Below are 13,877 nucleotides of genomic sequence, written 5' to 3'. Positions count from 1 at the left end.
GGACTTTGAGTGTCGCGCGTAATCCGATTTGTTGTATGATGGTGGATGTTCAGGCGGCCTGCTGTGGCGTGGAGGCCTCGCCCTGGCGCAATCTCTTCCATTCCCATGGCAGCATTTCATCGAGGCGTGAGATCGGCAGGTTGGCGATCCGAGCGAGGATATCGGCGAGCCATGCCTTCGGGTCGACATCGTTGAGACGGGCCGTCATGATCAGCGTCAGCATGACGGCGGCCCGGTCGGCGCCACGATCAGAACCGGCGAAGAGCCACGATTTTCTGCCGCAGGCGACACCACGCAATGCCCTTTCGGCGGCGTTGTTCGTGAGACAAATTCGGCCATCGTCGACAAAGCGGGAGAAGTCGGCCCAGCGCGAGAGCATGTAGTTGATCGGCTCGATCACCGGGGAGGATCGCGACAGATGACCCCGCTCCTGGCGCAGCCAGGCCTCCATCTCGTCGAGGAGCGGCTTGCTTTTCTCCTGCCGCACGGCGCGCCGCTCAGTCGCACTCCGGCCGTTGATCTCGCGCTCGATGGCAAACAGCGCATCCATGCGCCTGACCGCCTCCAGCGCAATCGGAGAGACCGGCCTGGCGTTCTGGCCGCACCGGGGATTGCGGGAGACATCGACCAGTTCGAAGAATTTCCTGCGGGCATGTGCGAAGCAGAAGGCGGCCGTGATCGGCGTTTGGTTCTTCGCGGGGTCGAACAGCGGATTAAAACCATTGTAGCAATCCGCCTGAAGCACGCCGCCGACCCCGGCCAGGTGTTTCTGCGGATGCTCGCCGCGCCGATCGCGGGAGGCGTAGTAGACCGCGGCCGGCGGTGCAGGTCCGCCAAACGGCTGGTCGTCCCGCACGTAAGTCCAGATCCGTCCGGTCGTGCACTTGTCCTTCGCCAGGATCGGGATCGTGGTATCGTCGCCATGAAGCCGTTCGGCGGCAAACACATGGGCTTCGATCAGGTCGAAGATCGGCTGAAGCGCGGCGCTGACATGGCCGACCTGATCGGCCAGGGTCTGGGTCGACAGCGCGATGCCCTCGCATTGGAAGCGCGTGCTCTGGCGGTTCAGAGGGATATGCTGTCCGAACTTGTCGAACACGATCGTCGCCAGCAGATGCGGGCCGAGGAAGCCGCGCGGCGTGGCATGGAACGGCGCGGGAGCCTGGCTGATCGCCTCGCAATCCCGGCACGTAAACTTCTCCCGGACCGTCTCGATCACCTTGAAACGGCGCGGGATCTCCTCCAGCGTTTCCGTCACGTCCTCGCCCAGCTTCGATAGCCGTGCGCCGCCACAGCACCCGCAGACCGTCGGCGCCTCAACCACGACGCGTTCACGCTCAATGTCCTGCGGAAAGGGCTTGCGCACCGGGCGCTTGCGGGTGAAGGCGCGCACGGTCTGTGCTTTCGCCGCCGCAGCCTCAGCCGCCAGTTCATCCTCGGTCGCCGCCGTCACCAGCTCTTCGAGCTGCAATTCCAGCTGGTCGATCAGCCGTTGGGTGCGCTCACGGCGTGGGCCATGCTTCTCACGTTCCAGCTTTCCGATCTGCAGCTGCAGATACGCGATCAGCGCTTCCGTGCTGGACAGCCTCGCCTTCGCATTGGTGGCATCGGCAACCGCCGCATCCCGCTCGGCCTCGCTGCGCAGCCGTGCCTCGCGCTCAGCTAGCAGCGCGGCCTGGGCGCTGGCAAGGTCCGAAGGCAGGGAGAACGGTGCCGATGACATGACACCATTGAACCAGATTTCCCAGCAACTTCAATGGCAAAACAGGCTCACACCCGTGTCGGACGCCAGGTTTCCTGAGGGGCACGCCAGTCAATTCCGGACAGCAAGTAAGACAGCTGCGCCGGCGAGATCGTCACGACGCCATCGGCCGCTGACGGCCAGATGAACCTGCCGCGCTCAAGGCGCTTCGTGAACAGGCATGCTCCCTGGGAGTCATGCCAAATCACTTTGATCAGATCGCCGCGACGGCCCCGAAAGCAAAATAAATGACCGCTGAGCGGGTCATGCTTCAAGACTTCCTGCACCTGCAGGGCCAACGATGGAAAGCCCCGTCTCATGTCAGTATAGCCCGTCGCCAGCCATACCCGAACGCCGGTTGGGATTGGGATCATCGCAGCGCCTCAAGACCCCGGATGATCCGCAGCAGCGCATCGACATCGACATCCCGGTCGACGATCACATGCCGCCCGTTCGCGGTGACAACGTCCATCCGACCGAGGCCGCTTGGGGGATACGGCACCGGTGCCGTCGGCGAAGGCTCCAAGGGCGCGCGAGCGTCCGGAACGACCAGGGCGGGCACAAACCCATCCCATGAACCAGCGCCAAGCCGTCCTTCTCTATGAGCCTTGCGCCAGCTGTTCAATTGAAAGCGGGTGATCCCGTGCCGGCGCGCCGTGGCCGACACCTGCTTTGGCCCGCGATAGCTCTCGGCCACAATTGCCAGCTTGGCTTCATCGCTGAACCGGCGACGGCGGCCCGTGTCGACCACATCCAGGCGGCTGACCGGCTCACGATCCCTGATAATGTCCATGGCTACAACACCGTCCATATCGACGTCGATATAGCCAGTGCTCTTCCAAATGCCTCAATTCTACAAGACGGCCCAGCTCGGATGCGTACGTTTCAGTCGAGCACAGTAGCAACTGGGATCGGCACGATGAAGCGCCCGCCCCAGGAGCGGATCGATGCCAACTGCTCTGTGATTTCCTCCTTGAGATTCCAGGGCAAGATCAGCACATAATCCGGCCGCGCCTGATCAATGGCAGCCGGGTCGAGGATGGGGAGGCGTGTGCCCGGCAGAAAGCGCCCCTGCTTATATGGGGAGCGGTCGACGGTGAAGTCGAGCATATCGGTACCAATGCCGCAATAATTCAGGAGCGTGTTGCCTTTCGCCGGCGCGCCGTATCCGACGATGTGCTTGCCCTCACGCTTAAGACGGATAAGGAGCTCAAGTAAGCTGCGTTTCGTCTCCCGCACTCTCTCGCCGAACGCTAAATAAACTTCGTCGCGGTCAAGGCCAGCCTCAGCCTCCTTTGCACGAATAGCACTGAGCCCGGACTGTTCCGCATGGATGGCCTCCGGGCGGCATGCGAAAACCCGCAGAGAGCCGCCATGAGTCGGAAGTTCCTCCACATCGAAAGCGCGCAGCCCGTTCTTCGCGAGAATTCGCTCGACGGCCAACAAGGACAGATACGAGAAGTGCTCGTGATAGATGGTGTCAAATTGGTTGAGACGGATCAGGTTGAGAAGGTGCGGGAACTCGAAGGTTACGACACCGTTCGGCTTCAGCAGAACCGTAAATCCTCCCACGAAATCGTTGATGTCGGGCACATGCGCGAGCACGTTGTTAGCAGACATCACATCCGCGGCATGGCCATCTGCTAGAAGAGCTCGCGCCGTGTCGACACCGAAGAACTGGACCACGGTCGGGATTTGCCGCTCTGCCACGGCAACGTCTGCTACCGACCGGCTTGGCTCCACGCCCAAAACCGAAATACCCCGCTTCTTGAAATATTGCAGAAGATATCCATCATTGCTCGCCACCTCGACGACATGGCTTTGTGGGGTAAGATTGAATCGCTCTGCCATGTCAGCGGCATAACGTTCGGCGTGCTGCAGCCATGAGGGCGAGAACGATGAGAAGTAGGCATAATCCTCGCGGAAAAGGTCGTCCGAGCGGAAAAAGTCCTGGAGTTGCACCAGTCTACATTCCTGACACACAAATGCTCGCAGAGGATAGAAAGGGTCTGGCCCGTTGACCTGCTCGGCCGATAGGAAATCGTTCGAAATCGGTGTCGATCCGAGGTCAGCGAAGGTGAGCTTCAACGCAGTACCGCAGTGGCGGCAGGGGGGGGAGCTAAATTGATGCATGGCGATAAGCTATTTTCCAGAGCTAATCAGTAATTGCTTGAGACGAGACGCTGCTCGAACGCGGTACGTTGCGCATCCATAAGGACACGGGCCTGGTTGGGCTCATTCACATATCCGCGGTACCATTGAGCGGAAAGGCGGACGATTTCCTCTGCCCCGAGCACAGGTGCCCAGCCGAGGCGGCTGCGGGCCAGTGACGAGTCGAGCGACAGAGTACGCGATTCAAAGCCAACCGCGTCGGTAGAGGTGATAGGGTGATCTGGTGCCCCCCAAGCCCGGAAGAACAGGCTCGCTAGCGACTGAACCGGGATGGAGGTGCTCGGATCAGGGCCAATATTCCAGGCCTCAACGTCAACACCATCGGCGCGCTCCCGGAGAACGGCTCCAATGAGCAGGTAGGCATAGCAGAGGTCGAGGACGTGCTGCCACGGACGGATTGCGTTCGGATGGCGGATCTCAAGAGGGACGCCGGCACGAAGCGCTCGCACCATATCCGGCACAAGGCGATCAGCTGACCAGTCGCCTCCTCCTAACACATTCCCACCGCGTGCGGTAGCGAGTGCAAAAGGCCTATCCTTTGGTGCAAGAGCAGTCCGGTAAGATCGGGCAACCATCTCGGCCCCGGCTTTGCTCGCGCTGTATGGATCGAAGCCGCCGAGTTCGTCCGTTTCACGATATGGCCAAGCCCACTCGTGATTACGGTAAACCTTGTCTGTCGTTACACATACAACTGCATTGACGCTGGAGCAGAGCCGCGCAGCCTCTAGAACGTGTGTGGTTCCGAGCACGTTTGTTGCCATGGTGCCGACTGGATCGGCGTAACTCCGCGGTACCAGCGGCTGAGCGGCGAGGTGCAGCACAATCTCTGGACGCGATTCCTCAAATGTACTGCGAACGGCATCGAAATTGCGAATGTCTCCAATTCGTGAACAGCACAATCCGTCGATCCCAGCCTGATCGAACAGGTTGTCAGGCCCCTGATCCGGCGCGAGCGAGAAGCCGGTCACCTCAGCGCCGAGTGCATGCAGCCAACCCGTGAGCCATGAACCCTTGAAGCCTGTATGGCCAGTAACAAGGACGCGCCGAGACTTGTAACTGTCTAGCGCTTGGGACGCTGAGAGCCTACCCATAGATCACTCACTCCCAAACGCGCCACGGCGCCGAACCGCGAGCCCACAAGTCCTCAAGGTTGTTTTTGTCACGCAACGTGTCCATGGGCTCCCAGAACCCCTCGTGTTGATACCCGCTCAACTGCCCCTTCGCTGCGAGGCGCTCCAATGGTTCGCGCTCCCATATCGTTGCATCTCCTTCGATTATGTCGAACACCGACGGAGCCAGGACGAAATATCCAGCATTGATCCAGCCACTGCCGCCGGTTGGCTTTTCTTTAAACCCGTGGACGGTGTCGCCATCAAGGTCAGCCGCACCGAAACGTCCGGGGGGTCTGACGAGAGTGACCGTGGCATCGCGCCCCCTGTCGGCGTGATGCCGGATTAGCTTGCCGATATCGATGCTACCAACGCCATCGCCATAGGTCATGCAAAACGTCTCATCGCCCACGTAGGGAGCGATACGCTTGAGGCGTCCTCCGGTCATTGTGTCTTGGCCCGTGTCGACAAGGGTTACCTTCCAGCGCTCTGAGCGGCGATCATGAATCGTCGTGCTATTGTCATTGAAGTCAAAGGTAACATCGGACATATGAAGAAAATAATTGGAGAAGTATTCCTTTATCATATACCCTTTGTAGCCTAGACAAATAATGAATTCTGAAATGCCATGATGGTAATACGTCTTCATTATGTGCCAGAGTATAGGGCGACCGCCGATTTCTACTAATGGTTTCGGGCGTAAACCGGTTTCCTCTGATAGTCGAGTGCCGTATCCACCAGCGAGAATTACAGCTTTACGCACGTTCATGTCGGGTCCTTCTAGAGCGTTTTTTCGGTAACGTGGATCCGGTTCACCGCCAGAAGATGCGGTCAAACAAAGAAGAGAGGTGATTCCACACGCGTGGAAGCAGCTCTATAGATTTGAACTTGGCACATACCCTAAGCCTCAACAAAATTAAAGACCCTGACACCCAGAGATGACTCGGGAAAGAGCAAGCCAGCGAGATAGGTGGAAGTTTCGCTTGGCAGCAGTTGGAACAGCTGCTGGGCAGGAGAAACGATGAGCAAGAGACCAAGCGGGAACGACTCTCTTGCCTTTGAGCCTGAAGTGGCGCTGGTCACTGTGGGGCGAGGCCCCACAGCGGTAGCCCTGCCGCACGGTGTACAACCTGACTGAATCAACCAACGCGGCCAAGTTTCTCAGTCGAGTCTCCGATAGGTTCAAGAGCGAGAAGGAAGCGTCAGTGAACCTGCCGATGGATACAGAGATGCCGCATGTCACGACTGGCGAACTCTCCCTGATCGCCGAACTTGGGCATACTCCACGTCTGCTGACCTGCCACCGAAGCTTCATCCAATGGCGTTTAGAGCCTCGACCGGTGATAGGCCGCATGGCGCGACAGGAGCAAGGGGCCAGCGCGCGGAGCCTGTCCGTTGCGCAGCGCGATGGTCCCTTGCGGTTCGTAGGGCTTTGGAGAACGCCTGCGGCGTCTGATAACCCAAGGAAGAGTGGGGTCTCTCGGTGTTGTAATCCTCGACCCAGGCGGCGATCAGCTCGCGGGCATGATCCAGTCCGAAGAACAGGCTCTCGTTCAACAGTTCATCGCGCATGCGGCCGTTGAACGACTCGATGTAGCCGTTCTGCATCGGCTTGCCTGGGGCAATGTAATGCCACTCGATCCGGTGCTCGGTGCACCAGGCGAGGATGGCATTCGAGGTCAGTTCGGTGCCGTTATCGGACACAATCATCCCCGGCGTGCCGCGTCGCTCAATCAGGGTCGTCAGCTCCCGGGCGACCCGCTTGCCTGAGATCGAGGTGTCGGGGATCGCCGCCAGGCACTCCCGTGTCACGTCATCGACGACGTTCAGAATGCGAAAGCGCCGGCCGTTCGCGAACTGGTCATGGACAAAGTCCAGCGACCAGCGCGCATTGGCCTTCGCCTCCACCAGAATGGGCGCTCGCGTGCCGACCGCCCGCCGACGTGCCTGACGTTTGCGAACGCCCAGACCCTCCTCACGGTAGAGGCGGTAGATCCGGTTGAGACCCGCCGTCTCGCCCTCACGCCGAAGCAGCACGAACAGCCGCCGATAACCAAACCGACGCCGTTCCCGCGCCCGGTCACGCAGGCGGCCGCGCAAGACGGCCTCGTCCGGCCGGCATGAGCGGTATCGGATCGTGCTTCGGTCAGCCCCGATCAGGGTACAGGCCCGCCGCTCCGACAGGCCGAAGCCGGCCTGCAGGTGCGCGACGGCTTCGCGCTTCGCGGCGGGCCCTACCACTTTTTTGAGAGGAGATCGCGCAGGGCCGAGGCATCCAGCATGGATTCGGCTAACAGCTTCTTCAGTCTGGCGTTCTCGTCTTCCAGCGCCTTGAGGCGCTTGGCGTCCGAGACGTCCATGCCGCCGTACTTGGCCTTCCAGTTATACAGGGTGGCTTCCGACATGCCGTGCTTGCGGCACAGATCGGCCGCCTTTGCCCCAGCCTCCTGCTCGCGCAGGATCCCGATGATCTGTTCTTCCGTAAACCGTGAACGCTTCATGGTCCGTCCTTATGATGGGCCGGACTCTAACTCCAGTTGGAGGGAAATCTCAGGGGCAGGTCAGGATTACGTAGCCTATAGCACATCCCTTTATGTGGGAGGAAACAACCCGTCACAAAGCCCTAGATCAAGAATCTAAAACTTCATCTTCTTGAAAATGGCCCAGGGTACTACACGCAGAAGGTAGATAATTGGCAGCCAGAATGACGGGTAGGTGACGCATCCCTCCCGCATTTGCAAATGAGCGCAGACCGTGCGGGCGACGTCTTCTGGAGTAGCGATTGGTAATAGCAAAGTCTTTCCGTAGCTTTGCTGAGTTGCAATATATCCAAGCCGATAGACGGTGGTGCGGACTCCAGTATCAGCCAGCCTGTGGCGCATGCTTTCGAAATAGCTCTCGAGAGCGCGCTTAGAGGCGGAGTACACGACGTTCGCGCCGCGTCCGCGTGTCGCTGCGATTGAACTGAATCCGACAATACTTCCGCGATTAACCCGTATCATGGCAGGAAGTATAACGTCTGTAGCCGCTACGACCGCAGTGAAGTTGGTGTCGATCAGGGATTGCGTCTCTTGCAAAGGTTGAGAGCCGTCATCGTCCGAACGGGAGGCTCCGATCGGGCATAGTAAAACGTCGATACTATCCAGATGACTACATGCCTCAGATAGCTTCGCAGCGAGTTCCTGAGGCCGCGTGCCGTCGGCTACGACCGTGGAAGCGCAGACACCGTACATCAAGCGAAGGTGGGCCGCCTCCGCCTGAAGGCTCTGCTCGTCCCTGGCTATCAGAAGCACATTCATCCCGCGCCGAGCCAGCTCGCGGCCAAGTGCACGTCCAACGCCGGCAGTCGCACCGAGGATAACGGCAGTCAAAGGCCCAGCCTTTCAGAGAGTTCAGATCGGAACATGCGCTCGGGATCCCACTCAGAGAGAAGTCTCTTAAAGCGATCGTAGTCCGGGTAGGTGGCCTCTACGACGGAGCGGGGCAGGCGCGCATCCTTGATGATGTTAGGACGGCAACCGAGGTCAATGGCAATGCCATCAAGTTCAGCGAGGAAATCGAGCGACGTTCGTGTTCGTGGCACATTGATGGCGAAGCATGTCCCCGCGCCGGTAAATCGAAGAAGTTTTGAAACGCCATCGAAGCTCTTTCCCGAGGCAAGTACAATGGGCACTCTGTGTTTGCGTGCGCTCGCCCGCACCTGCGCGATGTATTCCGGAAATTGTAAAACTGGAACGATGGCTTGATATTCGTGAAAGCCCGCTCTTCCGAAGAGACGGAAATAGATTTCCTTACCCTGCGCGGGGAAGAGAGCCTCGCGCAGATGGACCTTCCGCTCCCCTGGTCCGTTCAGAATACGGTACAGCGTGTTGACCGCTCGACCGACAAGTGCCGTCTGCACTGAGATTGGCATTGCCGCACGCCACTCCGATGAAATCGTGCGGTGGCGCTGCCGTCGTTCGGTCTCCAACGGGCCCTCATCGAAACTGCCGGTCACGACGAGGCCCGAACCTGCGGTGCCGATCATGTCGTGCCAGGAATAGGCGACGTCGCAGGATGCAGCTGCCTTGCTGATCATCTCCATCCCGGTCTCGGGCCGATCGGCCACGGACGTCTTCATTGTCACGGTACCGCCCGGGATGCGCCGTGTCCTCAGGCGCGCAGTTAAGATGAGCCCGGTTAGCCCGTAACCGCCGCAGGTGGTCTCGAAGACCGTTGGCGACTGTTCGCGGCTCACTGTGACGATGCCATGCCGGGGATGAAAGAGGGTAATTTGCTGGACTTGGTCGTAGAAGGTTCCGTCTCTTGCTTGGTTCTTGCCATGGACATTCGCTGCGATGCAGCCTCCGACGGAGATCTGCCCATGCCCTGGTTGGACCGGAAGGTATCGCCCTTTCCTCAACAGGAATTCGAAAAGGCTCGCCAGCGTCATACCTGCTTCAACAACAACCTCGCCTGTATCCGAGTCATAATCCAAAACTCGGTCGAAGGATCGCATGTCGATCGCCGTACTTGATGAGCCGAAGCTCGCGGCCGCATACGATAGACCCTGACCGCGAGGCACGAAAGGGGTTTGCCCCGGCCCCAAGGCGGAAATGGCCCGATAGGACTCGGGCTTGACGGTCCGGACGTTGCAGAGAACTCCGCCGTCGAAGCTGCGAAGACACTTTTGGGCAAGTGCGGCGTCGGGCGTCGGCCGCCCGTCCTGCATGTCTATGCTGTCGCCCATCAGGCGTTCGCCTTAGCAACCGCGGGTTCGAGATAGGTGTCCCTGCGGTTGATGAAGGCACTTGGCCGCTGCAATCCGTTCTTGTAGCTGCGCGCTACGTACAAGCTGACGAATGCCAGGGCTGTACCGACATAGATTGCAAAGACGTACAGACCAACTATCGCCGTCCAATACGCGCCTGTCTGTAGAAAGGCGATCATCAGGCCGGTCAGCACGAGAATCCAGAATGGGAGAATGTAGATAGGAAGCCGCAGGAAAAGAGTAGACGCGGACAGAATTCCCGCTACGGCAAAGATGACCATTCCCATGATGTTGTAGTGGGTCTGTCCGCCAATGCGGCGCTGGCGCTTGAACGGAATGCCGCAGCGTCTGAACCCGACACGACTGATGGAAGATCGGATGAACGGGAAAGAGTTTTGGTCGCTGATGATCGCGTCGCGCACCTCGGCGGTGAACATGCCGAACTCGGCCATATCGAGTAGGATTTCATCATCGGCCAGACGCTTGAGAAGTCGGTAGAAGTAGCGCCGAGCGGATTTCAGGGCCTCGGGCTCCTCACGATCGATGCGTTCGCCATAAATGATGTCGTAGCCCTGTTCATACTTCTCAAGGAACACCGGGATGAGAGCAGGCGGATCCTCACAATCCACGTCGATGAAAAGGTAAAGATCGCTGATCGTGTTCCGTAAGCCACTATCGAGCGAGCGCTGGTAACCTACATTTTTGCTAAACGTTATTACGTATATATCCGGCCATTTCATCCGAAGGCCAAGGATTTCATCGAGGGTACCGTCTGTGGAACCGTTGTTCAGGAAGATCGTCTTGACGTGATAGCGGTCCGAGACCGACTCGATTACCGGGCGCAGTTGGTCGAAGAATGCGCTGACCACTCCTTGCTCGTTGAAGCATGGGCACAGGATAGTGAGAACAGGTCGCGTGGCTTGGGTAATGGAATTCATGTTGACCCTCTTAGGACGGGGCTAGCGGCTACTTTGTAGATTACGGTTCTCAGCCGGGTTCCAAAGCATGAGAACAAGACCTGGGAGACTTGAGAGCAAGAGCGCGATACCAAACATCACCGAGTAGAGGAGGGCCACGTCATTTCCCGCAAGCGGCCCAAGCATTCCAACCATAGCAGCTTCCCGGACGCCCCATCCGCCGACGGAAATTGGGATTACGGTCGCGAGTGTTACAACCGGGATGGCGACAAGGTAAACCGCACCGTCGAAAGGCAGATTCATCGCAAGACCCAGCCACCATCCTGCTATCGCAAAGTTCAAATTAGTGAGAATGCAGAGAACTCCGAGTGGAAGAGCCCAATAGTTGAGCACGACCTTGCTCAGGCTACTCCACATGCTGCGCCCCAGGCGGGCAAACCTGCTGTTGGGAAGCAAAGCAAAAAGCCTTTCTCCAAACGGAAGGAGGGCGACGGCAACAACTCCCGCAAGGACTGCAAGTCCCGTCAGCTTGAACAGCGCATGAGGAACAAACGCCGAGCCGATCCAGCCGGCCATACAGATCATGGCCAGGAGACTGCCAAGCAGGACGATTCGCTCAAGAAGCACACTGATGGTTGCATCAACCGCATTCACGCCATCCCGATAAATCATCCAGGTTCGGACGGCATCCCCCCCGACGGCTGTAGGAAGGACTTGGTTGAGCGCCATCCCAATCCAGAAGATCCGTCCTAAGGGTCTCAGCCTAAGGGCGTATCCTAGGCGAGAGAGGACAATTTTCCAGCGAACCGCCCCCAGAACTGGAATGAGGAGGAGCTGCAGAAGGCAAAGTCCGAACATCTCCACAGTCATCGTCCTGAAGGTGCGTTCGATGGCAGCAAGCTCGAGGTCCTGTGCAAGGAAAATCAGGATGGCAGCTGAAACGACAACCTTCGCAAGGACAAGAATTGACTTTGACCGTTTCGAGCGTGCCTCAGGCGATCGGAATTTCGGGAAAGGATTCATAGTTGGAATGCCTATAAGTAATTTTCTGTGTGGAGCTATATTCGCTAGTGTTCCACCTGCCATTTGAACTTGAAGCCTGCTCATCTCGCATAATTCAGCCCAAAGGCAAGAGCGAATGACGAACCGGACACCGGAGCATTGAGTTTTGCAGTGGCTAAACAGACGCCATTAATTGAAATGTTATGTCGGAAGCTCATTAGGCTAAGAATGAGCCTATTCATTTTCCAGATCATTATTAAGCAATATAGTTGCAATAAGGGAAGTTCGCTTGTAGAGTGAAGGTTTTCCTAGGCTTAAACATCGGATTGAGGCCTTTGCCGATGCTGGCCATCCCTGCCGGGCAGTCGCTTTTGTTCGGCCAGCGTTTACATACGATCGTGCTATTCGGACACTGGAAAACTTAAACCTTCCTCGCCGCACTGTGGTGGGATGGGCTTAGGCTCAGGGGCAGCATCGGCTTCCGAAACAAAATGCATACATAGATCGCTTCGATTCTGTCGAAGGCGATGTGGTGATCCGCGACGATCGGGCCGCCCATGAGGGCGACAAGGCCACCCAATGGGTGAGGCGGCAGGGTGCTTGATTTCTGATTCTCAAGCTATTTGAACGGCGCCCTAGTACCTAGGCGCGGCTCACGGATTATGAGAATGATCCAGCGGTTTGGAGGTCTCTACCTCCATTTCGAGCAAGTTGACAAAACCATGCGCCGCTGACAGATGGCGGTTCGCCGAATAAAAGCTGTAGAAGCGCGGGAACTCAAAAATTGAAGATCTCGAGAGAATCTGGTGTTGCTGCTAGCGTTCGTAGAGCGCTTTATGTCCTTGCGGTGCTTCCCGCAGTCTATGTATTTGTTGTTATACAGTATTCAGCTATCACATTGCCATTCTGGGATCACACTGAGTTGATCCGATGGATTGCGGCGTGGCATGACGGGACGTTCACATTCGCTAGTTTGCTGGCTCCGCACAATCACACGCGCCCTCTCGTCTATCGCGGCGTGATGCTGGCCAATGCCATCCTGACGGCTTGGGATCTCCGCTCTGAATACATCTACATGTATGTGGCGATATTCGGCACCTTCGCATGCCATTGGTGGGGACTTAAGAGGCTTATTCCTTCCAATGACGGGCTTGTCTTGCCTGCAGCAATGCTGGTGGTCTCAATTTTCATATTTTCGCCGGCCGGCCACAACAATCACTGGTGGTCAATGATGTTTCAGTTGAATGCGACCAACGCTCTCATCGCTCTTGCGCTCCTGGTCATATTTACTAATCCTGGCAAATGGTTGAACCATGTGATAGGAGCAATCAGCTGCTGGCTGGCGGCCTACTGCCTCACGAACGGCTTGGTGGCTTTCATCGCGATCATCATCACGTTGCAGTTCGGATCGCATAGTCTATGGCGGCCGAGTAAGTGGGTTCTGTTCTGGGTTATAAACTTTGCAGTTGTTCTGCTGACCTATGTGCCTGGCATGAGTGGCTCTATGGAGTCGGCACACCCAGGTGTGGTCGATCTGATACGATTTACTTTCGTCTATCTTGGCGCTCCGCTCGGAAGCCTCATTTGGTTTCCGTTCAAGAACCAGTTTGATGTTCCAGCTTCCACTATGTTCAACGGGATCTGTGGCTTCGCCTTGGTCGGTACGGGTTGCTTCTGGGTTTGGCGAGCTTGGGATGATCTGCGCAGCGGTCGGCCCCCGGCGCTGATCCTCGTTGGATTCGCTCTTTTCGCTGGTGGTTCAGCGATCGTCACAGGATGGGGGCGGGCGGGATTCGATGCTGCTGGCGTCTCGAACGCGAATGCCAGCCGCTACACAATTTTCGGTGTCTATCTGCTGCTGGGACAGGTCTATTATGTAGCGCACCTCATGGCTCAGCGCAAAGCGCTCCGGGCGCCAAGTCAACCGAGGAGGTTGCATTGGTCGTCACTCGCTGCATCTCTGGCCGTGAGCGCCACCGTCCTGCTGGGCAGTATCACCTATTATCGGGCCATCCGCATTTATCAGGATGTGCGATTTTTCAGTGCGGAACTGGCTACTGCTTACCCTATAGGGCTCGAGCCTACACCACGCGATGGCTTTATCCATCCAAGTCCGGAGTTCGTTCGCCAGCTTAAGGCGGACCTGCAGCGGCTAAAGATCGGTCCTTACAGGGAGAGGTAATCCG

General features: G+C 57.8%; 12 protein-coding genes. 1 reads left to right on the top strand and 11 read right to left on the bottom strand.

Translation table 11 applies throughout. From position 1 onward, the window contains the following. Positions 1 to 49: 49 nt before the first annotated feature. From tnpC to H0S73_RS18860, 11 genes are all read right to left on the bottom strand, one after another. The gene (gene tnpC, locus H0S73_RS18910; protein WP_181053600.1) at positions 50 to 1,723 is read right to left on the bottom strand and encodes an IS66 family transposase; all 1,674 of its coding nucleotides are present in this window, start codon (positions 1,721 to 1,723) and stop codon (positions 50 to 52) included. Positions 1,724 to 1,770: 47 nt separating this feature from the next. Then, entirely contained in the window at positions 1,771 to 2,115 is a 345-nt protein-coding gene (tnpB, locus tag H0S73_RS18905; protein WP_181053599.1) for an IS66 family insertion sequence element accessory protein TnpB, read from the bottom strand. Continuing rightward, complete coding sequence (gene tnpA, locus H0S73_RS18900; RefSeq protein WP_181054385.1) at positions 2,112 to 2,534, bottom strand: IS66-like element accessory protein TnpA; 423 nt, start codon at positions 2,532 to 2,534, stop codon at positions 2,112 to 2,114. Before tnpA ends, tnpB begins: the two co-directional genes overlap by 4 nt. A gap of 92 nt (positions 2,535 to 2,626) precedes the next feature. Continuing rightward, positions 2,627 to 3,874 (bottom strand): class I SAM-dependent methyltransferase, encoded by a 1,248-nt coding sequence (locus tag H0S73_RS18895; RefSeq protein ID WP_181053598.1) that lies wholly within the window; start codon positions 3,872 to 3,874, stop codon positions 2,627 to 2,629. Positions 3,875 to 3,900: 26 nt separating this feature from the next. Beyond that, positions 3,901 to 5,004, bottom strand: a complete 1,104-nt coding sequence (gene rfbG, locus H0S73_RS18890; protein WP_181053597.1) for a CDP-glucose 4,6-dehydratase — start codon at positions 5,002 to 5,004, stop codon at positions 3,901 to 3,903. Between the two features lie 7 nt (positions 5,005 to 5,011). Then, complete coding sequence (gene rfbF, locus H0S73_RS18885) at positions 5,012 to 5,791, bottom strand: glucose-1-phosphate cytidylyltransferase (RefSeq protein WP_181053596.1); 780 nt, start codon at positions 5,789 to 5,791, stop codon at positions 5,012 to 5,014. A 542-nt stretch (positions 5,792 to 6,333) separates the two neighbouring features. Continuing rightward, a protein-coding gene (locus H0S73_RS18880; RefSeq protein ID WP_425488199.1) for an IS3 family transposase occupies positions 6,334 to 7,523 on the bottom strand; the annotation gives its coding sequence in 2 pieces (ribosomal slippage) (positions 6,334 to 7,271 and positions 7,271 to 7,523; 1,191 coding nt in all). 135 nt (positions 7,524 to 7,658) lie between these two features. Continuing rightward, the gene (locus H0S73_RS26370) at positions 7,659 to 8,393 is read right to left on the bottom strand and encodes an SDR family NAD(P)-dependent oxidoreductase (RefSeq protein ID WP_181053594.1); all 735 of its coding nucleotides are present in this window, start codon (positions 8,391 to 8,393) and stop codon (positions 7,659 to 7,661) included. After that, on the bottom strand, positions 8,390 to 9,751 hold the full coding sequence (locus H0S73_RS18870) for an FAD-binding oxidoreductase (protein ID WP_181053593.1): 1,362 nt from the start codon (positions 9,749 to 9,751) through the stop codon (positions 8,390 to 8,392). Before H0S73_RS18870 ends, H0S73_RS26370 begins: the two co-directional genes overlap by 4 nt. Next, positions 9,751 to 10,710: a glycosyltransferase family 2 protein gene (locus H0S73_RS18865; protein WP_181053592.1), complete on the bottom strand. Its 960-nt coding sequence runs from the start codon at positions 10,708 to 10,710 to the stop codon at positions 9,751 to 9,753. Before H0S73_RS18865 ends, H0S73_RS18870 begins: the two co-directional genes overlap by 1 nt. Before the next feature lie 21 nt (positions 10,711 to 10,731). Next, on the bottom strand, positions 10,732 to 11,796 hold the full coding sequence (locus H0S73_RS18860) for a lysylphosphatidylglycerol synthase transmembrane domain-containing protein (RefSeq protein WP_181053591.1): 1,065 nt from the start codon (positions 11,794 to 11,796) through the stop codon (positions 10,732 to 10,734). A gap of 679 nt (positions 11,797 to 12,475) precedes the next feature. On the opposite strand from H0S73_RS18860, the gene H0S73_RS18855 reads away from it, so the two are divergent. Then, the gene (locus H0S73_RS18855) at positions 12,476 to 13,873 is read left to right on the top strand and encodes a hypothetical protein (protein WP_181053590.1); all 1,398 of its coding nucleotides are present in this window, start codon (positions 12,476 to 12,478) and stop codon (positions 13,871 to 13,873) included. Positions 13,874 to 13,877: the final 4 nt, after the last annotated feature.

The organism is Microvirga mediterraneensis (assembly GCF_013520865.1).
Lineage (GTDB): Bacteria > Pseudomonadota > Alphaproteobacteria > Rhizobiales > Beijerinckiaceae > Microvirga > Microvirga mediterraneensis.
The sequence above is the reverse complement of the archived record's forward strand: the minus strand, read 5'-3'. Positions and strand labels throughout refer to the sequence as shown.

Bases quoted from the DNA above. Each gene is read 5' to 3' on its own strand.
- tnpC (WP_181053600.1), bottom strand. From the start codon at position 1,723: ATGTCATCGGCACCGTTCTCCCTGCCTTCGGACCTTGCCAGCGCCCAG.
- tnpB (WP_181053599.1), bottom strand. From the start codon at position 2,115: ATGATCCCAATCCCAACCGGCGTTCGGGTATGGCTGGCGACGGGCTAT.
- tnpA (WP_181054385.1), bottom strand. From the start codon at position 2,534: ATGGACATTATCAGGGATCGTGAGCCGGTCAGCCGCCTGGATGTGGTC.
- H0S73_RS18895 (WP_181053598.1), bottom strand. From the start codon at position 3,874: ATGCATCAATTTAGCTCCCCCCCCTGCCGCCACTGCGGTACTGCGTTG.
- rfbG (WP_181053597.1), bottom strand. From the start codon at position 5,004: ATGGGTAGGCTCTCAGCGTCCCAAGCGCTAGACAGTTACAAGTCTCGG.
- rfbF (WP_181053596.1), bottom strand. From the start codon at position 5,791: ATGAACGTGCGTAAAGCTGTAATTCTCGCTGGTGGATACGGCACTCGA.
- H0S73_RS18870 (WP_181053593.1), bottom strand. From the start codon at position 9,751: ATGGGCGACAGCATAGACATGCAGGACGGGCGGCCGACGCCCGACGCC.
- H0S73_RS18865 (WP_181053592.1), bottom strand. From the start codon at position 10,710: ATGAATTCCATTACCCAAGCCACGCGACCTGTTCTCACTATCCTGTGC.
- H0S73_RS18860 (WP_181053591.1), bottom strand. From the start codon at position 11,796: ATGAGCAGGCTTCAAGTTCAAATGGCAGGTGGAACACTAGCGAATATA.